The sequence below is a fragment of the Aromatoleum toluvorans genome (genome assembly GCF_012910905.1).
GTDB classification, from domain to species: Bacteria; Pseudomonadota; Gammaproteobacteria; order Burkholderiales; family Rhodocyclaceae; genus Aromatoleum; species Aromatoleum toluvorans.
The window spans coordinates 101,141-123,500 of the sequence record NZ_WTVN01000009.1 but is presented as its reverse complement, the minus strand read 5'-3'; the positions used below and the strand labels follow the sequence as shown (position 1 = coordinate 123,500).

Annotated in this window: 17 protein-coding genes and 1 rRNA gene; 12 read left to right on the top strand and 6 right to left on the bottom strand. The window is 66.3% G+C overall.

Annotated features, from left to right (window positions below):
* The first annotated feature begins 5 nt into the window (after positions 1-5).
* Both rrf and GPA22_RS08380 read left to right on the top strand, forming a co-directional pair.
* Positions 6-119 (top strand): 5S ribosomal RNA (gene rrf, locus GPA22_RS08385).
* A gap of 343 nt (positions 120-462) precedes the next feature.
* Complete coding sequence (locus GPA22_RS08380; protein ID WP_169255637.1) at positions 463-876, top strand: VOC family protein; 414 nt, start codon at positions 463-465, stop codon at positions 874-876.
* A gap of 16 nt (positions 877-892) precedes the next feature.
* On the opposite strand, the gene GPA22_RS22735 is transcribed toward GPA22_RS08380, so the two are convergent.
* Both GPA22_RS22735 and GPA22_RS08365 read right to left on the bottom strand, forming a co-directional pair.
* Positions 893-2,851, bottom strand: a complete 1,959-nt coding sequence (locus GPA22_RS22735) for a histidine utilization transcriptional repressor HutC (protein ID WP_246264175.1) — start codon at positions 2,849-2,851, stop codon at positions 893-895.
* A gap of 111 nt (positions 2,852-2,962) precedes the next feature.
* Positions 2,963-3,394, bottom strand: coding sequence for an Lrp/AsnC family transcriptional regulator (locus GPA22_RS08365; protein WP_169255635.1), 432 nt, complete (start codon positions 3,392-3,394; stop codon positions 2,963-2,965).
* 138 nt (positions 3,395-3,532) lie between these two features.
* On the opposite strand from GPA22_RS08365, the gene GPA22_RS08360 reads away from it, so the two are divergent.
* Complete coding sequence (locus GPA22_RS08360; protein ID WP_169255634.1) at positions 3,533-4,609, top strand: ornithine cyclodeaminase; 1,077 nt, start codon at positions 3,533-3,535, stop codon at positions 4,607-4,609.
* 77 nt (positions 4,610-4,686) lie between these two features.
* On the opposite strand, the gene gcvA is transcribed toward GPA22_RS08360, so the two are convergent.
* Complete coding sequence (gene gcvA, locus GPA22_RS08355) at positions 4,687-5,613, bottom strand: transcriptional regulator GcvA (protein WP_169255633.1); 927 nt, start codon at positions 5,611-5,613, stop codon at positions 4,687-4,689.
* Between the two features lie 197 nt (positions 5,614-5,810).
* Between gcvA and GPA22_RS08350 the strand changes: the two genes are divergently transcribed.
* Positions 5,811-6,005, top strand: a complete 195-nt coding sequence (locus GPA22_RS08350) for a hypothetical protein (protein ID WP_169255632.1) — start codon at positions 5,811-5,813, stop codon at positions 6,003-6,005.
* A 70-nt stretch (positions 6,006-6,075) separates the two neighbouring features.
* Entirely contained in the window at positions 6,076-7,419 is a 1,344-nt protein-coding gene (locus GPA22_RS08345; RefSeq protein WP_169255631.1) for a DUF3422 family protein, read from the top strand.
* Here GPA22_RS08345 and GPA22_RS08340 read toward each other — a convergent pair.
* Positions 7,381-8,448, bottom strand: coding sequence for an AraC family transcriptional regulator (locus tag GPA22_RS08340; RefSeq protein ID WP_169255630.1), 1,068 nt, complete (start codon positions 8,446-8,448; stop codon positions 7,381-7,383). The genes GPA22_RS08345 and GPA22_RS08340 overlap by 39 nt on opposite strands.
* Before the next feature lie 164 nt (positions 8,449-8,612).
* Here GPA22_RS08340 and GPA22_RS08335 point away from each other — a divergent pair, with 164 nt between their 5' ends.
* From GPA22_RS08335 to GPA22_RS08310, 6 genes are all read left to right on the top strand, one after another.
* A complete protein-coding gene (locus tag GPA22_RS08335; protein WP_169255629.1) occupies positions 8,613-9,785 on the top strand; it encodes an isovaleryl-CoA dehydrogenase in 1,173 nt (390 codons plus the stop codon).
* A 90-nt stretch (positions 9,786-9,875) separates the two neighbouring features.
* On the top strand, positions 9,876-11,483 hold the full coding sequence (locus tag GPA22_RS08330; RefSeq protein WP_169255628.1) for a carboxyl transferase domain-containing protein: 1,608 nt from the start codon (positions 9,876-9,878) through the stop codon (positions 11,481-11,483).
* Positions 11,484-11,496: 13 nt separating this feature from the next.
* The gene (locus GPA22_RS08325) at positions 11,497-13,503 is read left to right on the top strand and encodes an acetyl/propionyl/methylcrotonyl-CoA carboxylase subunit alpha (protein WP_169255627.1); all 2,007 of its coding nucleotides are present in this window, start codon (positions 11,497-11,499) and stop codon (positions 13,501-13,503) included.
* A 188-nt stretch (positions 13,504-13,691) separates the two neighbouring features.
* Positions 13,692-15,380, top strand: coding sequence for an AMP-binding protein (locus GPA22_RS08320; RefSeq protein ID WP_169255626.1), 1,689 nt, complete (start codon positions 13,692-13,694; stop codon positions 15,378-15,380).
* Between the two features lie 15 nt (positions 15,381-15,395).
* Entirely contained in the window at positions 15,396-16,070 is a 675-nt protein-coding gene (locus GPA22_RS08315; RefSeq protein ID WP_169255625.1) for a glutathione S-transferase family protein, read from the top strand.
* A gap of 19 nt (positions 16,071-16,089) precedes the next feature.
* Positions 16,090-18,078, top strand: coding sequence for an acetoacetate--CoA ligase (locus GPA22_RS08310; RefSeq protein ID WP_169255624.1), 1,989 nt, complete (start codon positions 16,090-16,092; stop codon positions 18,076-18,078).
* A gap of 104 nt (positions 18,079-18,182) precedes the next feature.
* Here GPA22_RS08310 and guaD read toward each other — a convergent pair whose 3' ends face one another.
* Positions 18,183-19,475, bottom strand: a complete 1,293-nt coding sequence (guaD, locus tag GPA22_RS08305) for a guanine deaminase (RefSeq protein WP_169255623.1) — start codon at positions 19,473-19,475, stop codon at positions 18,183-18,185.
* Between the two features lie 10 nt (positions 19,476-19,485).
* Positions 19,486-20,037, bottom strand: coding sequence for an NUDIX hydrolase (locus GPA22_RS08300; protein ID WP_169255622.1), 552 nt, complete (start codon positions 20,035-20,037; stop codon positions 19,486-19,488).
* 181 nt (positions 20,038-20,218) lie between these two features.
* Between GPA22_RS08300 and GPA22_RS08295 the strand changes: the two genes are divergently transcribed.
* Complete coding sequence (locus tag GPA22_RS08295; RefSeq protein WP_169255621.1) at positions 20,219-22,246, top strand: GGDEF domain-containing response regulator; 2,028 nt, start codon at positions 20,219-20,221, stop codon at positions 22,244-22,246.
* The last annotated feature ends 114 nt before the right edge of the window (positions 22,247-22,360 follow it).

Sequence of the window (22,360 nt, the reverse complement as noted above, 5' to 3'; positions counted from 1 at the left end):
TACAGTCTGACGACCATAGCGTCCCGGAACCACTCCTTCCCATCCCGAACAGGACAGTGAAACAGGACCGCGCCGATGATAGTGCTCTCCTTGAGTGCGAAAGTAGGTCATCGTCAGACTACCCTACGCCAAAAAAGCCGCTCTCCTCACAACAGGATGAGCGGCTTTTTTACGTCTACGCGCCGGTCGTCCATCTCCGGCGGAAGATCGCCTGAAGTCTGTACCGGAGGTGCGCTGAGCGTGGGCTTTAGTCCGCTGGCTGTCGGATGGTGCCTTCGTCCGGGGCGCCCGACAAACTGTCACATGATCGACATGGCCGGGAAGCGGTTGGCGGCATATAACGTAGAGCGGGTGATCGGCATGCGGGGCGGAGCGGCGGTCGTGTGACGGAACGGCCTGCGGGATGGAATTCACTGGGAAACCACGGCTGCGTGCCGGGGCCCGAATCCGAGGAGGATGGCCATGCGAGTGCAACCCTACCTGTTTTTCGAAGGTCGTTGCGAGGAGGCGCTGGAGTTCTATCGTGAAGTGCTCGGCGCCGAGGTGACCATGCTGGCACGGTTCGGTGAGAGCCCTGAGCCTGTTCAGGGCATGCCCGCAGGATTCGAGAACAAGGTGATGCATGCGAACCTGCGCATCGGGGACACCGAAGTGATGGCTTCGGATGGTCGGTGTTCGGGGCAGTCCGGTTTCCAGGGTTTCTCGCTGACGGCATCGGTAGCGAGCGTGCCCGAGGCTGAACGGGTGTTTGCCGCGCTCGCGGATGGCGGGCAGGTGCAGATGCCGCTCGCCAAGACCTTCTGGGCACCCTGTTTCGGCATGGTCGCGGACCGATTCGGGGTGTCGTGGATGGTGATGGCGATGCCGGAGAAGTAAGGCGCGAGGACCCGTGTCAACTCAGGTGCGAGGCGAGTGTCCGAGCAAGTTCGCGCAGCTGATCGGCATGCTCGAGGCCGGCGATGAAGCGACCGGGGATGCCGGAAAGCCCGCATTGGGCGCCGACGAGGGCGCCGGTGAGCATGGCGCGCGCCTGGTTCTGGCCTCCGCCGTTGATGGCGTGCAGAACGGCGGACTCGAAGTCGTCGGAGAAGCGTGCCGCGAGGTAATAGACCGCCGGGAGCACGTGGTACACGGCGCATGGCATGCCGTATACGAGAGATACCTTCCATGCCGGCTCGATGCGGATGTCGGGGTCGGCGGCCGCCCGTGCGATGAATGAGGGCGTGAGCAGCGCATCGGGTGAGGCGAATCGACCGACATGGGAGGGTTCCGCTTCTCCGCGTCGCGGGGCCTGGAGTTCTCCGGTCGTCACTGCGTGGAATGGAAGCTCGTCGGATTTGACCAGGTGCATGAGCTTGCCGGAGAGGTGGGCATCGAGTTTCTCCCCCTGCACGAGGAGCGCGAGCACGGCGCCGTATGCGACGGTCAGCGAGAGGACCAGTTCGTCGCTCTGGGTCAGGAGCGTATTGCGGGCGATCGATTCGGCGAGACGTCGCGGTTCGCGTGCGTAGCGCACGGCGAGGGCTAGCGTGCGTTCGATGGCCTCGGTGGTGTCGGCATGTCCGCCTGTTTGCGACCAAGGCAGGCCCTGTTGCACGCGACGGCGCCATGCTTCGCGGATCGACTGGCTTGTGTAGCCGCCGGGGCCGTGCATCGGGGTGCCGTCGAGCTGGGGAAAGAGGTCTTCGTCGAGGCGTCGGCAGAAATCCGCCTCGTCGTACTCGCCGCGTTCCGTGAGGGACTGCAGGAGCATCCGCAGGATCAGTCCGGCTTGGGAGAGTTGTCCGGCAGCCATTCCGCCGTGATAGCGCTCCGGTTTCGGGGTGGTGTAGCTGGTGATCCAGTCTCCGTAGTCACGCCGAAGTTCGTCGAGGTTGTAGTACCAGTGCGGGCCGAGGCCCAGGGCGTCACCGATGAAGGCGCCGAGGATGGCGCCGGCGGCGCGATCTTGCAGCGTGGTGTCGGTCATTGTCTGTACCTCCGTCGAAGGAACTGCAGTTGGACGGAAGGGGAGGGCGGGTGTTCCCGCGACGGGCTTCGCGCGCGGATACCTTGTCGACCGGACGTCGCCTGCGGGCGATCCCGTTACGGCGCACCGCGGCGGGTGCGTGGCCGTTTGCGCGGACTGGCGAGGCGTATCAGCGGCGGTTGCGCATGGTCGAGCGCAGTTTGTAGCGGTCGCCGGGTGGGTCAGCCGTGCATAGCTGATGATGTGTTCGCCTGACCAGGTGCGGCGGACCACCTGCAGGCAGGGGGTGGTCGTGGCGGTACTGAGCGAACTTGCCGTGCCTGCGTCGACGAGGACCGCTTCGACCACGTGTTCGACATCGGAGATGGGGCAGGCCGCGGCGAGAACGTCGCTGGGGGTGGTCCTGGTGAAGTCGGCTTCGAGGTAGCGGGGTACCCACTTCGGGTTGACGAAGCGTTCCTCGAGCTGGATCGGACAGTCGTTTTCGCGGTGCACGATCGCTGTATGGAAGATGCGCGTGCCGAGGCGCACGCCGAGGTGGAGGGCGACTTCGTCATCGGCGTCGATGGCTTCGCAGCGCAGGATCTCGTTGCTGTATGCGTTGCCGCGGCCGGATACCTCGGTGGCGATGTTGAGGAGTTCGGGCAACGATGACTTGGTGCTGCGCTCGGTCACGAAGGTGCCGAGGCCGGGCTGGCGAACGAGGTAGCCGTCCTGCACGAGATCGCGGATCGCCTTGTTGGCGGTCATGCGGCTGACGCGGAAATCGCGCGCCAGTTGCTCTTCAGGGGGGATCTGGTGGTGGGCCGAATAGGTGCCGCTGCGGATCTTCTCGAGCAGGAATTCTTCGATCTGACGGTAGCGCGGGACAGGGGCGGCCATGTCCGTTCCTTTGCGGATGATGCTGTCCCAAAATGATACCGCCGGCAGCATGCGATATGGATTAAATGTTGGATCATGCGATCGCCGTCCCGAGAGCGAGGGCTGAATCGGTCAGGAGGCTTCGCCGCGGTAGCTCGCGAGGTGGATGCTGGTTTCGGTCTGCTGGATGCTGCGGATCAGGCGGATGCGCTCGAGCACGTTGGAGAGCTCCGTGAGGTTCTCGGCTCGCAACTCGGCGAGCAGGTCCCAGCGGCCGTTGGTGTCGTGCAGGGAGGCGACGCCGGGTTCGCCGAGCAGGCTGGCGATCACCGAGCGGGTCTCGTTGCCGGCGACGACGATACTCATCCATGCGCGGATCTCGTTGGGCTGCGAGTCGGGTCGCAGTTTCACCGTGTAGCCGACGATGATTCCGTCGTTTTCGAGCCTGGCGATGCGGTTCGTGACGGTGCCGCGCGACACCTTGAGCTTGTGCGCGAGGTTGGCGACGCTCATGCGTGCGTTGTTGCGCAGGAGGCTGATCAGTTGCTGGTCCAGATTGTCCATCTTGTCGTTATGGCAGAAAGAGGCTTCAGAGTGATCAATTTTTTATCAAAATAGCACAGTTGTTGATATTTTGATTGGCACGAATCTGGTCGATCATGTCCCCATTGAATCGCACGACAATAAACGAGGAGCGAGACCATGAAGACCAGCAACCGTATCCCCACCCGCTTCCTGAGCGCCGAGCGCGCCGCCGAGTTGGTCGCGGAAAGGGGCGTCGCGACCTGCCTTGCGGGCATGGCGGAGTACATCCGCGCGGATTTCCTGCGCTGGACCGAGTTCGAGAAGACGGCTCGCGTTGCCAACCATTCGGATGACGGCGTGATCGAGCTGATGCCGATCTCGGACGATTCGCTGTACTCGTTCAAGTACGTGAATGGCCATCCGAAGAACCACCGCTTCGGCCTGAGCACCGTGATGGCCTTCGGTGTGCTCGCCGACGTCGATACCGGTGCGCCGACCCTGGTCAGCGAGCTGACGCTGACGACCGCGCTGCGCACCGCCGCGACCTCGGCGGTCGCGGCCCGCGCGCTGGCGCGTCCGGACAGCAGGCGCATGGCGCTGATCGGCAACGGTGCGCAGAGCGAATTCCAGGCGCTGGCCTTTCATCACTTGCTGGGCATTGCCGAGTTCCATCTGTTCGACGTCGATGCCGCGGCGACCGACAAGCTGACGCGCAACCTCGAGCGCATGGGCCTCGCTGCGAGGCGCTTCGCCAGCGCGAAGGAGGCCGTGAAGGGCTGCGATATCGTCACGACCGTGACCGCCGACAAGACCAACGCGACGATCCTGACGCCCGACATGATCGAGCCGGGCATGCACATCAACGCCGTGGGCGGCGACTGCCCGGGCAAGACCGAGCTGCACGCGGACGTGCTGCGCATGGGCCGCGTGTTCTGCGAGTTCGAGCCGCAGTCGCGCATCGAAGGCGACATGCAGCAGATGCCGGCCGACTTCGCGGTGACCGAGCTGTGGAACGTGCTTGCGGGCAAGATGCCGGGCCGTCAGGCGGCGGACGAAGTCACGGTGTTCGACTCGGTCGGCTTTGCGCTGGAGGACTTCTCCGCGCTGCGCTTCATGCGCGATCTGGCGATCGAGCTGGGCGTCGAGGAAGAGATTTCGCTGATCCCCGATCTCGCCGATCCGAAGAATCTGTTCGGCAGCGTGCCGGTCGGCGCCGCGCCGCGCAAGGCGGCCCGCGAGCTGCAGGTCGCCTGAGTTACTCCGGGCCCGCTGGCTGCGGGGCCGGGCATTTCCGGCATTGGGCGGTATTGCGGCGGAGCGCTGCGATGCCGCTACTTCGTGCGGTCCGCGGCGGGCTTCGGGGCGCCCCGATAGGCCGCTGCCTCGGCCAGCAGCCATTCGGTGAAACGCCGCAGGGCCGGGTTCGTGCTCGGTGGGTCGGGATAGACGAGGTGATAGCCCATCTCGGAGCGCAGCGGCCGATCGAAGGGGATGATCAGCTGGCCCGATTCGAGCTCGCTCAGCGCGAGGAAACGGGGCACCAGCGCGACCCCGAGGCCGGCGCACGCCGCTTCGACGAGCATCGAGAACAGGTCGAAGCGTGGCCCGCCCATCGCGTCCACGTCCTTTACTCCGGCGGCCAGGAACCAGCGCTGCCACGCCGCATGCCGGTTCGACTGATGCAGTAGCGGCAGGTCGGCGAGATCGCGCGGTGCCCGGCAGGGGTGGGCCGCGAGCAATTCGGGGCTGCAAACCGGGATCATTTCCTCGCCGAATAGCGGATGCGAAATCGCACCCGGCCATGCCGGCGAGCCGAAATGAATCGCCGCGTCGAAGGACGTCTCGGTAAATACGAACGGGTCCGAGCGCGTCGTCAGATTCACGGTAATTCCCTGATTGGCGGCATGGAATTGCGCGAGGCGCGGAATCAGCCAGCGCGAGCCGAACGTCGGAATGACCGCGAGCTCCAGCACATTGCGTTCGCCGCGGTGCGACATCAACGAGACCGTATTGCGTTCGAGCCGGTCCAGGTCTTCGGAGATGCGCTTCGCGTAAACCGCACCGGCCTCGGTCAGCGAAATGCGTTTCTTGATCCGGTTGAAGAGGGGAACGCCGAGATAATCCTCGAGTGCGGCGATCTGCTTGCACACCGCGCTTTGCGTCAGCGACAGCGAATCCGCCGCGCGCGTGAAGTTCAGGTGGCGAGCCGCAGCTTCGAAGGCAACCAGGGCTTCGATACTGGGAATGCGCCGACGCATGGATACTTCCTCCGATTCATGATCTTCGTAGTTTATTTCGTTTGAGCCGGTTTTTCGCGTGGTTGAAAATCGGCGCTGGCAAATCGACATTCACGACAATAAGACGCGAAAAGACGTGCAGGGTGGCGGAATTTGTTTCGATGATGCCGGTTTTGTTTCCCTTTCTTTCGAGTCATTCAGTCTCAGGAGACGGCAAGATGATTACCCAGCAGCAGATCGGAGCACGAAAAAGCGAAATCGTCGGCGGACAATTCGGCAGCGCGCGGAACGAGGGCGCCGAGGTGGTGAACCTGCGCAAGCGCTGTGTCGATCCGCGCAACCAGATGTATGGCTATCAGGTGGAAGTGGAGCGGCGTGACATCGTTACCGTCGCAGTGCTCGGTTACAACTGAGAGTCGCATCGCTGGCGCACGTCGCGCATAGTGGCGCCCTCTCGATTGCGCCTCTAATGGCTTTTTGCCGATGAATCTAGCCAATACCCTGAATCATCCGCTGCGTCTGACGCTCGCCAGCGAAATCCACTCCCGGCCGTTCATGGTGATCGATGCGCCCGCGCGCATCTCGCACCTCGCGGTGCACTGGGATGGCCAGTCCGAGCGGCACGACGCGCTGCTCGAATCACTGTGCAACCGCTTCGGCATCGCTCCGCCCAAATCCGGGGCGCAGCATTTCTTCCACGATGTGGGCCATTTCCGCATCAAGTGGGAGCGCCACAGCGAGTTCTCCACCTTCACGTTCGTTGAACCCGACCCGCTCGGTGACGCCGACTTCGGCCAGCCGGCGATACGCCATGTGCCGGCCGACTGGCTCGAGTCGCTGGACGGCGCGGTGATCGTCGCATCGCACATCCACACCGAGCGGGGCGAACCGCTCGACATCGCCGACGAGCGGTTGCAGGCGCTGCTCCCGAAGTCGCCGCGGGTCGGCAGCCGGGTTCTGTCCGGCGGTGAGATCTGGACGGACTTTCAGGTCGGACCGGATGGCTTCTCGCGCTTCCTGATCCGCGACACCGGACTGCGCGAAGCCCAGATGGGCCGGCTCGTGCAGCGCATCTGCGAGATCGAGACCTACCTGATGATGGCCCTGCTCGCGCTGCCGCTCGCGCGCCAGTGCAACGAGCGGCTCGACCGCATCGAGGAGGACCTCGCCGGCTTCGGTGCGCAGATGCGTGCGCTCGACATCGACGCCGACGCCGAAGAGCTCCTGCGCGAGATCTCGAACCTGGACGGCCAGACGCGTGCGATGTCGCTCAGTACCGGATACCGCTTCAGCGCGTCGCAGGCCTATTACCACATCGTGCAGGCCCGTATCGGCGAGTTGCGCGAGCGGCGCATCGAAGGGGTGCCGACGATCGGCGAGTTCATGGAGCGTCGCCTGGCGCCGGCGATGGACACCTGCGTGTCGGTTGCGGAGCGCCAGGAGGCGCTGGCGAGCAACGTCAGCCGCGCCAACGACATGCTGCGCACGCGAGTGAGCCTCGCGCAGGAGCGGCAGAACCAGAACGTGCTCGAAAGCCTGAGCCGCAATGCGCGCCTGCAGCTGAAATTGCAGCAGGCGGTCGAAGGGCTGTCCGTCGTTGCGCTCTCCTATTACGGCATCGGCCTGGCCTCCTATGCGCTGAAGGCGCTGAATGGCTGGGGGATCGACATTCCGGTCGATCGCGCAGTCGGGCTGGCGCTGCCGCTGGTGGCGGGCGTAGCGTGGTTCGGCCTGCGGCGCATGCACGAGCGCCTGCACCAGGGCGGCAAGCGCCCCGTTCCCGTTCCTTCACCCCTGGGCCGTCTGGCCCTCATCGAGCGCCGCTGAGCGCTCGCGAAAGGCGCTCGGCGATTCTCCCGTCCACTGCCGGAACGCGCGCGCGAAGCTCTTCTCGTTGCGAAAACCGACCGATAGCGCGATCTGCTTGACGGTGCGGTTCGTCCGCCGCAGCAGCTCGATCGCCCGTTCGCGCCGCGCCTCGTCCTTCAATTCCTGCAGCGACGCGCCTTCCTCGTCGAGCTGACGGTGCAGCGTGCGCGGCGACAGGTGCAGGCGTTCGGCCAGCGTCTCGGCGGTCGCGCCCTCGTCGAGCCGTTCGCGCAGCAGGTGGCGCACGCGCTGCACCAGCAGGCGGTCGCGGCGGTATTGCAGCACCGTCAGCGGCAGCGCGCGGCGCAGCATCTGCTGCAGCGCCGCCTCGTCGCGCCGCAGCGGCAGGCGCAGGTATTGCGCATCGAAGCGGATCTCGGCGCGTTCGGCGTCGAACTGCACCGGCCCCTGGAAGAGCAGCGGATAGACGCTGCGATGCGGCGGGGCAGGGAAGGGGAAGCTGGCCGCGAGCAGGGGGATGCGCGAGTCGATCACCCAGCACGCATAGCCCAGCACGTAACGCAGCAGCGTCACGAGGCAGAACTCGTGCATGTCGCCGAGATAGCGGCGGACTTCGATGCGCAGCGTCGCGACCGCGCCGTCGTCGTCGAGGTGCAGCAGGATGTCGTCCGTGAGGAGGCGATGGTGGCGGCACCAGCGCTTGAGCGCGACGCCGAGGTCGGGTGAGGTGACCGACGCGCGGCACAGCATGCCGTAGCTGCCCCACGGCAGGCGGCGCGAGAACCAGCCCAGCGCCTCGTCGTCGAGCTCCTGCATCGCCACCGCCGACATGATCTCCATCTGCCCGGCGGTGACGCGTGCGGCGGGGTTTTCGAGCGCGGCCGGTGGAATCTGCGCCTCGCGCAAGGCGTTGGCAGGATTGATCCCGTAGCGGCGGTAGGCCGCGACGATCGCGCGGATGAAGGCGACAGGCGTCGCGGCGGGGCCGCGCGTGGGGTCGCCGACGGAAGGGATCACGGTTGCCATCGGCGCATCATAAGTGGCTTGGCAGGATTTGCAACCATATTGGCGCCCGATGCGTCGCCCTCCGACCTACTCTTACGCGGTCACGACGTTTTGCCGATGCGCGTCTAAGCTTCATCGGTGCACGTCCCGGATACCAACGCGATCAAAGGAACGAGGAGACCCCCATGAACATTCCCAGCCTGAACTTCCACCACGGCGAAACCATCGAGGCGTTGCGCGACGCCGTGCGCCAGTTCGCCGAGGCCGAGATCGCGCCGCGTGCCGCCGAGATCGACCGCGAGAACGAATTCCCCGCCGATCTGTGGAAAAAGTTCGGCGACATGGGCCTGCTGGGGATGACCGTCGAAGAGGAATACGGCGGCACGCAGATGGGCTACCTCGCACACATCATCGCGATGGAAGAAATCTCGCGCGCATCCGCGTCCGTCGGCCTGTCGTACGGCGCGCACTCCAACCTGTGCGTGAACCAGATCCGCCGCAACGGCAACGCCGCGCAGAAGGACAAGTACCTGCCCAAGCTGATCTCGGGCGACCACGTCGGTGCGCTGGCGATGAGCGAGCCGAACGCCGGTTCCGACGTCGTGTCGATGAAGCTGCGCGCCGACAAGAAGGGTGACCGTTACGTGCTGAACGGCTCGAAGATGTGGATCACCAACGGCGGCGACGCCGACACGCTGGTCGTCTACGCGAAGACCGACACCAGCGCCGGCCCGAAGGGCATCACTGCCTTCATCATCGAGAAGGGGATGAAGGGCTTCAGCCACGGCACCCACCTCGACAAGCTCGGCATGCGCGGCTCGAACACCTTCCCGCTGTTCTTCGACGACGTCGAGGTGCCGGAAGAGAACGTGCTGGGCGGCGTCGGCAACGGCGTCAAGGTGCTGATGAGCGGTCTCGACTACGAACGCACCGTGCTGTGCGGCGGTCCGCTGGGCATCATGGCGGCGTGCATGGACGTCGTCGTGCCCTACCTGCACGAGCGCAAGCAGTTCGGCCAGTCGATCGGCGAATTCCAGCTGATGCAGGGCAAGATCGCCGACATGTATTCGGTGTGGAGCGCGACGCGCGCCTATGTGTATGCCGTCGGCCAGGCCTGCGACCGCGCCGATCACGCTCGGACGCTGCGCAAGGACGCGGCCGGCGCGATCCTGTATTCGGCCGAGAAGGCGACCTGGATGGCCGGTGAGTCGATCCAGACCCTGGGCGGCGTCGGCTACACCAACGAATATGCGACCGGCCGGCTGTGGCGCGACGCGAAACTCTACGAGATCGGCGCCGGCACGAGCGAGATCCGCCGCATGCTGATCGGTCGCGAACTCTTCGCGGAGACGCTGTGAGATGACGACCCCCACACTTGCGGCTAAAGCCGCTTCGTTGCCCCCCAAGGGGGCGATCGCCCTCCTTGGGGCGGCCCTGCGGAGAGCGATATGAGCGTCATCAAGTCTTCCATCAACACGCGCAGCCCGGACTTCGCGGGCAATGCCGAGGCGATGCGCAAGCTCGTCGGCGATCTGCGCGACAAGGCCGCGGAAGTGGCACTCGGCGGTGGCGAATCGGCGCGTGCAAAGCACACCGCGCGCGGAAAACTGCTGCCGCGTGACCGCGTGAATCACCTGCTCGATCCCGGCACGCCCTTCCTCGAAATCGGCCAGATGGCCGCATACGGTATGTACGACAACGACGCGCCGTCCGCGGGCGTCATTGCCGGCATCGGCCGCGTGAAGGGCGTCGAGTGCATGATCGTCGCCAACGACGCGACGGTGAAGGGCGGCAGCTACTTCCCGATGACGGTGAAGAAGCACCTGCGCGCGCAGGAGATCGCGCAGATGAACAATTTGACTTGCGTCTACCTTGTCGATTCGGGCGGTGCGAACCTGCCGACGCAGGACGAAGTCTTCCCCGACCGCGATCACTTCGGCCGCATCTTCTTCAACCAGGCCAACATGAGCGCGCAGGGCATCCCGCAGATCGCGGTCGTGATGGGCTCGTGCACCGCGGGTGGCGCCTACGTGCCGGCGATGAGCGACGAGGCCGTGATCGTCAGGAACCAGGGCACGATCTTCCTCGGCGGGCCTCCGCTGGTGAAGGCCGCGACCGGTGAAGTCGTCAGCGCCGAAGACCTCGGCGGCGGCGACGTGCATACCCGCATCTCCGGCGTCGCGGACCACCTCGCCGAGAACGACGCCCACGCGCTCTACATCGCGCGCCGCATCGTATCGAATCTGAATCGCCAGAAGCCTGTGTCGCTCAAGGTCGGCGCGGGCGAAGAGCCGCTGTACGACCCGGAGGAGATCTACGGCATCATCCCCGCTGACCCGAGAAAGCCCTACGACGTGCGCGAAGTCATCGCCCGCATCGTCGACGGCTCGCGCTTCGACGAATTCAAGTCGCGCTACGGCACGACGCTCGTGACCGGCTTCGCCCAGCTCTACGGCTACCCGGTCGGCATCGTCGCGAACAACGGCATCCTGTTCGGCGAGTCGGCGCAGAAGGGCGCGCACTTCGTCGAGTTGTGCGCGCAGCGCGGCATCCCGCTGCTCTTCCTGCAGAACATTACCGGCTTCATGGTCGGCCGCAAGTACGAGAACGGCGGCATCGCCAAGGATGGCGCGAAGATGGTAACGGCCGTCGCGACTGCCCAGGTGCCCAAGCTGACGATGATCATGGGCGGCTCCTTCGGTGCCGGCAACTACGGCATGTGCGGCCGCGCTTACAGTCCGCGTTTCCTGTGGATGTGGCCGAACGCGCGCGTCTCCGTGATGGGCGGCGAGCAGGCCGCGAGCGTGTTGTCGACGGTGCGCCGGGACGGCATCGAAGCTAAGGGCGGCACCTGGAGCAAGGAAGACGAGGAGGCGTTCAAGGCGCCGATCCGCGAACAATACGAAGTGCAGGGCCACCCCTACTACGCCACCGCGCGTCTGTGGGACGACGGCGTGATCGACCCGGCGCAGAGCCGCCGCGTGCTGGGCTTGTCGCTGTCCGCGACGCTCAACGCACCGATCCCGCAGACGAAGTTCGGCCTGTTCCGGATGTAAGGGGGAGACAAGAATGTTCGAAAAGATCCTGATCGCCAATAGAGGCGAGATCGCGTGTCGGGTGATCAAGACCGCGCGCCGCATGGGCATCAAGACCGTCGCCGTCTATTCGGAAGCCGACGCGAACGCCCGGCACGTGCGCCTCGCCGACGAAGCCGTGCTGATCGGCCCGGCGGCCGTCAAGGAAAGCTACCTCGTCATCGACCGCATCATCGCCGCCGCGAAGCAGACCGGCGCGCAGGCGATCCACCCCGGCTACGGCTTCCTGTCCGAGAACGAGGACTTCTGCGACGCCTGCGAGCGCGAAGGCATCGTCTTCATCGGCCCGCCGGTGTCGGCGATCCGCGCGATGGGCTCGAAGTCAGAGGCGAAGAAACTGATGGAAGCGGCCCGCGTGCCGCTCACGCCCGGTTACCACGGCGACAACCAGGAGCCCGCCTACCTGCACGAGCAGGCCGACAAGATCGGCTACCCGGTGCTGATCAAGGCCGCGGCCGGCGGCGGCGGCAAGGGCATGCGTCTGGTGGAGAAGTCGGACGACTTCATCGCCGCGCTCGCCTCGTGCAAGCGCGAAGCCGCGTCCTCCTTCGGCGACGAGCACGTGCTGGTCGAGAAGTACATCACCCGCCCGCGCCACATCGAAATCCAGGTCTTCGGCGACACGCACGGCAACTGCGTGTACCTCTTCGAGCGCGACTGCTCGGTGCAGCGCCGCCACCAGAAGGTGCTCGAAGAAGCGCCCGCGCCCGGTATGACGCCCGAACGCCGCGCCGCGATGGGCAAGGCCGCGGTCGAGGCAGCGAAAGCGGTCGGCTATGTCGGCGCCGGCACCGTCGAGTTCATCGCGAACCAGGACGGCTCGTTCTACTTCATGGAGATGAACACGCGCCTGCAGGTCGAGCACCCTGTCACCGAGATGATCACCGGGCTGGACCTCGTCGAATGGCAACTGCGCGTCGCCTCCGGCGAACCGCTGCCGCTCGCGCAGGAACAGCTCCAGATCCGCGGCCACGCGCTCGAAGCACGCATCTACGCCGAGGACCCGGCGAAGGGCTTCCTGCCTTCGACCGGCAAGTTGCTGCACCTGGCTCCCCCGGCGGAGGGCCTGCACGTGCGCGTCGACACCGGCGTCGAGGAGGGTGACGAGATCAGCCCCTTCTACGACCCGATGATCGCGAAGCTGATCGTGTGGGACGAGAACCGCGACCAGGCGCTCGCGCGCATGCTGCAGGCGCTCGCGGACTACCGCGTCGTCGGCGTCGCCAACAACATCGAGTTCCTGTCGCGCCTGACGAACTGCCCGGCTTTCTCGAACGCCGATCTCGATACCGGCCTCATCGAGCGCGAAAAGGCCTACCTCTTCCCCGAAGGCGAGGAGCCGCCGGCCGAGGCCTGGTTCGTCGCGGCCCTCGGCGAGCTGCGTCGCGAAGCCGCATGCGCCGAAGACGAGGCGGAGGGCGGCTCCGATCCGGGCTCACCATGGCATGCACGTGACGGCTGGCGCCTGAATGCCACCGCGAAGCGCGAACTGATCTTCCGCTTCGGCGAGATGCAGAAGAGCGTTCAGGTCGCCTACCGCAGCGGTAACCGCTACACGCTCGCCGTCGATGGTCGCAGCACCGAAGCACGCGGTCGTCTCGATGACCGTGGCCACATGCGTGTCGAATTTGATGGGACGCGCATGGACGCGACGATGATCACCGCGGGCCGCATGCGTCATGTCTTCCTGCACGGCCGCAGCTGGCAGTTCGCCAACGTCGACCCCCTGCACTACACCGGCGAGGGCGGCGGTGCCGAAGGTGGGCTGCTTGCGCCGATGCCGGGCAAGGTGATCGCGCTGCTGGCGGAAGCCGGCACCCAGGTCGAGAAGGGTGCGCCGCTCCTGATCCTGGAGGCGATGAAGATGGAGCACACCATCACCGCGCCCGCGTCCGGGACGCTGAAGGCCTTCCGCTTCGCGGTCGGCGATCAGGTCGCGGACGGCGCGGAGCTCGTCGAGTTCGAGCCGACGAAGGGCTGAACGCCTTGTTCCTCCCCCTTCAAGGGGGAGGTTAGGAGGGGGATGGGTTTCTGTGGCTCCCGTTTAACCCATCCCCACCCCAACCCTCCCCTTGAAGGGGAGGGAGCGACCGCGCCGATATCTTAGGGCCGGATGCGAGCCCGCCGCTACGCCATGAATTCAAATAAGGAAGAGTGGAGAGAGACACCATGACCCCGTTGAGCTACGTCCATGGCGCGTCCGAAAAGCGCCTCATCGGCCAGACCATCGGCCGCTTCTTCGACGAGGCCTGCGCCCGCCACGCCGCGCGCGAAGCCCTCGTCGTGCGTCACCAGAACGTGCGCCTCACCTACGCAGCGCTCAAGCAACGCGTCGATGCCCTCGCGTGCAGCCTGATGCGCCTCGGCCTCAAGCGCGGCGAGCGTGTCGGCATCTGGTCGCAGAACAACACCGAATGGGCGCTGACCCAGTTTGCGACCGCGAAGGCGGGCCTCGTGCTGGTGAACATCAACCCCGCCTACCGCCGCGCCGAGCTCGAGTACGCGCTGAACAAGGTCGGCTGCCGTGCGCTGGTGATGTCGCCCGCCTTCAAGACCAGCAACTACCTCGAAATGCTCGGCGACCTTGCGCCCGAACTCGCGCAGTCCGAAGCCGGCCAGCTGAAATCCGCCAAGCTCCCGTCGCTCGAAATCGTCATCCGCATGGGCGCCGACAGGACGCACGGCATGCTCAATTTCGACGACCTGCTGCACGCCCCCTCCGGCGACGAACTCGACGCCCTCGAAACCCTCGGCGACGAACTGCAGTTCGACGACCCCATCAACATCCAGTTCACGTCCGGCACCACCGGCCAGCCCAAGGGCGCGACGCTGTCGCACCACAACATCCTCAACAACGGCTTCTTCGTCGGCGAAGCGATCCGCCTCGTCGAAGGCGACCGCCTATGCATCCCGGTGCCGCTCTATCACTGCTTCGGCATGGTGATGGGCAACCTCGGTTGCCTCACGCACGGCGCCACGATGATCTACCCGGCCGAAGCCTTCGAGCCGCTGGCCGTGCTCGAAACCCTCGCCGAGGAGCGCTGCACCGCAAACTACGGCGTGCCGACGATGTTCATCGCGATGCTCGACCATCCGCGCTTCGCCGAATTCGACCTGTCGCGCCTGCGCACCGGCATCATGGCCGGCAGCCCGTGCCCGATCGAAGTGATGAAGCGCGTCATCGACAAGATGAACATGCGCGAAGTGACGATCGCCTACGGCATGACCGAGACTTCGCCGGTGAGCTTCCAGAGCGGCACCGACGACCCGCTCGATCGCCGCGTCTCCACCGTCGGCCGCGTCCAGCCGCACCTCGAAGTGAAGATCGTCGACAACGAAGGCCGCATCGTCCCGCGCGGCACGCCGGGTGAGCTGTGCACGCGCGGCTACTCGGTGATGCTCGGCTACTGGGAAGACGAAGCGAAAACCCGCGAAGCGATCGACGCCGGCGGCTGGATGCATACCGGCGACCTCGCGACGATCGACGACGAAGGCTTCTGCAACATCGTCGGCCGCATCAAGGACATGGTCATCCGCGGCGGGGAAAACCTCTACCCGCGCGAGATCGAGGAGTTCCTCTACCGCCATCCCAAGATCCTCGACGTGCAGGTCGTCGGCGTGCCGGACCAGAAATACGGCGAAGAGCTGTGCGCCTGGGTCATCGTGCGCGAAGGCCAGACGCTCACCGAAACCGAGGTGCGCGACTTCTGCCAGGGCCAGATCGCACACTACAAGGTCCCGCGCTACATCCGCTTCGTCGATGCATTCCCGATGACCGTCACCGGCAAGATCCAGAAATTCCAGATCCGCGAACGCATGAAGCAGGAACTGGGGCTGGCCGAAGCGAAGACCGCCTGAGCGAGGGGAGGGGACATGATCACCCTGTACCACTGCATCAATGCGCGCTCGTTCCGGCCGCTGTGGATGCTGGAGGAACTCGGCCTGCCCTACGAACTGAAGGTGCTGCCATTCCCGCCGCGCCTCGACGCGCCGCAGTACCTGGAGGTCAATCCCCTCGGCACGATCCCCGCGTTCTACGACGGCGCGACGCGCATGACCGAGTCCGCGGCGATCTGCCACTACCTCGCCGCCCGGCACTCGCCAGGCGCGCTCAATGTCGAAACCGACGAGCCCGATTTCGGCGCCTACCTCAACTTCCTGCACTTCGGCGAGGCGACGCTGACTTTCCCGCAGACGCTGGTCCTGCGCTACTCCCGCTTCGAACCGGAGGAGCGCCGCCAGCCGCAGGTCGCCGAGGACTACGCACGCTGGTTCCTGTCGCGCCTGCGCACGCTCGAACCGCTGCTGGAAAAGCAGGAGTTCATCTGCGCCGGGCGCTTCACGGCGGCCGATGTGTCGGTCGGCTACGCGCTGATGCTGGCCGACGACATCGGACTCAAGGAACGCTTCAAGCCTGCCGTGCTCGCCTACTGGCAGCGTCTGCAGGAACGCGAAGGCTATCGGCGGGCGCTCGCAGCGCAACAGCGCGCCGCGGTGGAGCAGGGCGTGCTGCCGCACTCGGTCGCCTTTGCGACCGGCCCGTTCTGAACGAGGAGACACACAATAAATGACGAACAAGGAATTCGACGATCGCCCGCTGTGGACCCCGCGGCCCGAACAGATCGCCGCGACCGGCCTGGCCGCCTTCACCGCACGCATCCGCAACGCCTCGGGCTTGCAGCTTGCCGACTACGACGCCTTGCACGACTGGTCGGTGCGCCATTCGACCGATTTCTGGCGTGAAGTCTGGGACTTCGGCGGCGTGATCGGCGAGCGCGGCGCGCGCGAGCTCATCGACGGCGAGCGCATGCCGGGCGCCGCCTGGTTCCCCGACGCGCGCCTCAACTTCGCCGAGAACCTGCTGTGCGACAGCAGCAATCAACAGGCGCTCGTCTTCTGGGGTGAGGACAAGGTCAAGCGCACGATGACCCGTGCGGAACTCCGCGCCGAAGTCGCCCGCTTCGCCGCCGCGCTGCGGGCCGCCGGCGTGCGCGAGCACGACCGCGTCGCCGCCTGGATGCCCAACCTGCCCGAGACCCTCGTCGCGATGCTCGCGGCGGCGAGCCTCGGCGCCGCCTTCACGTCGGCTTCGCCCGACTTCGGCGTGCAGGGCGTGCTCGACCGCTTCGGCCAGACCGAACCCAAGGTGCTGATCGCCTGCGACGGTTACTGGTACAACGGCAAGCCGATCGACGTCCTCGGCAAGCTCGCCGAACTCGCGCCGCAACTGCCCAGCGTCGAGCGCTTCGTCGTCGTACCCTACCTTGCCGGGGACGCGACGCCGGACCTTTCCGGAATTCGCGACGCCGTCGCGTACGCCGATTTCCTCGCGCCGCACGCGGGCGAAACCCAACCGCACTACGAGCGCCTGCCGTTCAACCATCCGCTCTACGTGATGTACTCGTCCGGTACGACCGGCGTGCCCAAGTGCATCGTGCATGGCGCCGGCGGCACGCTGCTGCAGCACCTCAAGGAACACAAGCTGCACGCCGACGTGCGCGAAGGCGACCGCCTGTTCTACTTCACGACCTGCGGCTGGATGATGTGGAACTGGCTCGTTTCCGGCCTCGCCGCCGGCGCGACGCTGATGCTCTACGACGGCAACCCCTTCGTGGACGACGGCAAGGTCCTGTGGGACTACGCCGAGCAGGAACGCATCACCCATTTCGGCACCTCCGCCAAGTACATCGAGACCCTCGGCAAGAGCGAACTCCGTCCGGCTCGTTCCTACGACCTCTCCGCGCTGCGCGCCGTGCTTTCCACCGGCAGCCCGCTCGCGCCGCAGGGCTTCGACTTCGTGTACGAATCGATCAAGGCCGACGTCCAGCTCGCGTCGATCTCCGGCGGCACCGACATCGTCTCCTGCTTCGTCCTCGGCAGCCCGACCCTGCCGGTGTGGCGCGGCGAGATCCAGTGTCGCGGCCTCGGCATGGCGGTCGAGGTGTGGGACGACGAAGGCCGCCCGGTCGCCGGGGAAAAGGGCGAGCTGGTGTGCACCAAACCCTTCCCGTCGATGCCGATCGGCTTCTGGAACGACCCCGACGGTACGAAGTACCGCGCCGCCTACTTCGAGCGCTTTCCCAACGTGTGGTGTCACGGCGACTTCTGCGAGATCACGGCCCACGGCGGCCTCGTCATCCACGGGCGTTCGGACGCGACGCTCAACCCCGGCGGCGTGCGCATCGGCACGGCCGAGATCTACCGCCAGGTCGAGAAACTGCCCGAGGTGGTCGAATCCATCGTGATCGGCCAGGACTGGCCGCCGCAGGATCCGACCGACGTGCGCGTCGTCCTCTTCGTGCGCCTGCGCGAAGGCCTCGCGCTCGACGACGCCCTCGTCGCCCGCATCAGGCAGGCCATCCGCGACAACGCCACGCCGCGCCACGTGCCCGCGAAGATCGTGCAGGTCGGCGACATTCCGCGCACCAAGAGCGGCAAGCTTGTCGAACTCGCGGTGCGCAACGTCGTGCATCACCGGCCAGTGAAGAACATCGAAGCGCTCGCGAACCCCGAGGCGCTCGCGCTGTTCGAGAATCGTCGCGAGTTGTCGTCGTAATCGATAGGGGGTAGGGCGGATGAGCCAGAGGCGTTATCCGCCGGATGGGGAGCTTTACATTCGGCGGAAGGCGCTGCGCTTTTCCGCCCGACGAATTCCCCATGTCACGGCCGGCGCCACGCCGGCTCGCCCATCACCCAGGTCTCGGCGACGGCACGATCGTCGCCCAGCATCATCAGCACGAACAGCCGTTCCGCGAGCGTCCCGCACGCGGCGCTGCGCCGCGCGAGCAGGGGCGTCGCCGTCGGGTCGAGGACGACGAAATCGGCCTCGCGCCCGGGCGCAAAGCTGCCGATCCGGTCGTCGAGATACAGGCTGCGCGCGCCTCCCAGGGTCGCGAGATAGAAGGCCCGCTCGGCCGCCAGCGACTGGCCGTTCAACTGCAGCACCTTGTATGCCTCGGCGAGCGTCCGCAGCATCGAAAAGCTCGTCCCCGCCCCGACGTCCGTGCCGATGCCGACGCGCACCCCGGCCGCATCGGCCTGCGCGAGGTCGAACAGCCCCGAGCCGAGGAACAGGTTCGACGTCGGGCAGAAGCTCATCGCTGCCCCGGTCGCCGCCATGCGCCGGCGGTCGGCGTCGTCGAGCCACACGCAGTGCGCGAATACGCTGCGCGGACCGAGCTGCCCGTAGCGCTCATAGACGTCCAGATAGCTGCGCGCATCGGGATACAGCTCGCGGATCCACGCGACCTCGGCGCGGTTCTCCGCGAGGTGCGACTGCAGGTAGATCCCGGCGTGATCGGCGAACAGCTGCCCCGCGAGCCGCATCTGCTGCGGTGTCGAGGTTGCCGCGAAGCGCGGCGTCACGGCGTACAGCAGGCGGCCGCGCCCGTGCCAGCGCTCGATCAGCGCTACCGATTCGGCGTGGCCGCCTTCGCAGCTCTCGCACAGGAAGGCCGGGCAGTTGCGGTCCATCAGCACCTTGCCGGAGATGACGCGCATGCGCCGCCGCAACGCCGCCTCGAACAGCGCCTCGACCGACGCACGATGCACGGTCGGATACACCGCGGCCGTGGTCGTCCCGTTCCGCAGCAGCTCGTCGCAGAAGAATTCCGCGACTTCCGTCGCATGGGCGGGATCGGCGAAGCGCCGCTCGACCGGCCAGGTATAGCGATCGAGCCATTCGAGCAGCTGTCCGCCCGGGCTCGCGATGATGTCCGTCTGCGCGCAATGGATGTGCGTATCGACGAAGCCGGGCAGGATCAGCCGGCCGCGGCGGTCGTCGATGCGTGCGTCGGCGGGCAGCTTCGCGAGCAGCGCCGCGGCGGGGCCGGCCTCCGCGACCAACCCCTCGCGCACGATCAGCAGCCCGTCGGGGAAGTGTTCCACCGCATCCGCGCCGCGCTCGGCCGGGTCGCCGAGAAAGTGCAGGAGTTCGCCGCGGATCGCACGCATCGCGTGGTCCTCAGGGAATCGTCACGGCCGGCGGGGCCGGGATGCTCGCGTTGTGGGTGCCGAAGCTGCCGCGGCGCCGATCCTCGAAATAGTGGCGCAGCGTCAGCGCGATCGTGCGGAACGCGATGTCGTCCCAGGGGATGTCCTGCTCCTCGAACAGCGCCACCTCCAGCGACTCCTCGCCGGGGCCGAAATCCAGATCCAGCAGGCGCGCGCGGTACACGATATGCACCTGGTTGATGTGCGGCACGCTGATCAGCGTGAAGAGCGCGCCGACCTCGATGCGTGCGCACGCCTCTTCCAGCGTCTCGCGCGCGGCGGCCTCGGCGGTGCTCTCGGCGTTCTCCATGAAGCCCGCCGGCAAGGTCCAGAAGCCGTGGCGCGGTTCGATCGCGCGGCGGCACAGCAGGATGCGCTCGCCCCATTCGGGAATTGCGCCGACGACGATCTTCGGATTCTGGTAGTGGATCGTCCCGCAGCTCACGCACACGTGGCGCGGCAGGGTGTCACCGGGCGGTATGCGCAGCGTGACGTTCGCGCCGCAGTCTGAGCAATATTTCATCGTGTTCGCCGACCTGTTCGTAAGGTCAGATTTTATCCCGTAACACCCCGTCGCGATGCCTTCACGATTCGTTGCCCGTGACAGCCTAGCGTCCGGCGCGGTACAGTTCGCCCCAACCAAAACGCCGTTTTTGCGCCCCGCATCGCGGCACATTCTCCAGATTCCCCCGACACTGCCGCCGATGTCTCCGCCGCTGGATTCGACCCGCTTCGAGCAGCTTCGCGCCTCGGGCGACCTTCCGTCGCCGAAAGGGGTGGCGCTTGCGGTGATCCGCCTCACGCGTCAGCAGGACGTCACGATCGCCGAGCTGGCGCGGGTGATCAGTGCCGACCCGGCATTCGTCGGACGGGTCATCAAGGCCGCCAACGGACTCGTCGCATTCGAGCGCCGCCCCGTTGCCTCCGTGCACGAGGCACTCATGGTGCTGGGGCTGCCCGCGGTGCGGACCATGGTGCTGGGTTTCTCGCTGCTCTCGCATTACCGGCGCGGGGCCTGTCGTGCATTCGACTACAACCGGTTCTGGAGTTCCTCCCTCGCGAGCGCGCTGGCGGCCCAGGTCCTGGCGGAGCGGACCCGTGCCGGGGCCGCCGACGAACTCTTTGCCGTGGGGCTGCTCGCCCATGTCGGGGAACTCGCCCTTGCGACGCTCTATCCTGCCGAATACGACCTCGTGCTTGAGTCCACGCGCAAACCCGGCGCTGCACCGCTGCTCGAGCTGGAAGGTGCGCAGTTCGCGATAAATCACTGCGAGCTGACAAGTGCAATGCTCGAAGACTGGGGGCTGCCCAAGGTCTTCCTCGATGCCGTAGCCCAGGTCGATGCGCCCGCGACAGTTCCCGCGCCCGAAGGGTCGCGGGCGCGCCGCCTGCTCCACACCCTTGCTGCGGCGAGCCGCGTTGCCGAGATCTGCGTCGCGGAGGAATCCGCCCGGCCCCGGCTCGCCGCCGCGCTCTTCGCGGAAAGCTCGCTGGGCGTCGAGCGCGAATGCCTCGTCACCGACTGCCAGCGCATCGCAGGCCTGTGGGTCGAATGGTGCAGCATGTTGCAGCTCGACCCGCCCGCGCCGCCGAATTTCGCCAACCTCGCCGAGTCCGGGCCCATCAGCATTGCGGCCGGAAATCCCGGTCCCGTGGCGCAGGCCGGGAGCAAAGAGCAAATCCCTGCAAAGCAGCCGAACCACCCGGAGCCCGACGGTCCGGCCGTGGAGGAGGCACCGGCGAACAGTCCGCGTGCCCTGATCGTCGACGACGAACCACGCACGCGTGGCAGCCTGCGTGCCGTGCTCGAGCAGGCGCATTACGAAGTCCACGAAGCCGGCAACGGCCGCGAAGGCATGGAGCGCGCCCTCGAACTGCAGCCGCAGATCATGATCCTCGACTGGAACATGCCCGAGCTCAACGGCCCGGACCTCGTGCGCGCGCTCCGCCAGACGCGCATCGGCCAGACGATCTACATGATCCTGCTGACGCACAGCGACGACGACGAGCACCTGGTCGAAGCCTTCGAGGCCGGTGCCGACGATTTCATCGCCAAGCCCTTGCGTCCCCGTATCCTGGCCGCCCGCCTGCGAGCCGGTCAGCGCGTGGTGCGCCTGCAACAGGAAGTCGAGCGCGAGCACGAAGAGATCCGCCATTTCGCCTCGCAGCTGGCCGTCACCAACCGGCGCCTGCATGAAGCCGCGCTGACCGACGCGCTGACGGGCTTTCCCAACCGTCGCTACGCGATCGACCGCATCCAGCAGGAATGGTCGGCCGCGCAGCGCTGGGGGCGGCCCTTGTCGTGCATGATCATCGACCTCGACAACTTCAAGCAGATCAACGACACCCGCGGCCACGACGTCGGCGACGAAGTCCTGCGCAGCGCCGCCGATGCGCTGCGCAGCGCGTTGCGTGGCCAGGACGTGATCTGCCGCACCGGGGGCGATGAATTCCTCGCGATCTGCCCGGAAACCGATCTCGCGCGTGCGCTCGTATGCGCCGAGCGTCTGCGCAACGCGCTCGACAGCCTTTCGCTGCAGGTGGGCGATGCGAAGGTGGTGATCAGCGCGAGCATCGGTGTCGCGATGCGCGAGAGCTGGATGCAGGACGTCGATGCGCTGATCAAGCAGGCCGATCTCGGTGCCTATCTGGCCAAGCAGAAGGGTCGCAACTGCGTCGCGACCGTGCAGAAAACCGGCGATTCCCGCAACGAGCCGGTCGCCGCGGAGTGAGCCTGCGCCCCGCGGGGCGACTTCCGTGGCATGACGCGTGATCCCCGTGCTTCCCCTTTGAATACAAGACCTTATACAGATTGCGGTTATTACGTGTGGCGTAGCCGCAACAGG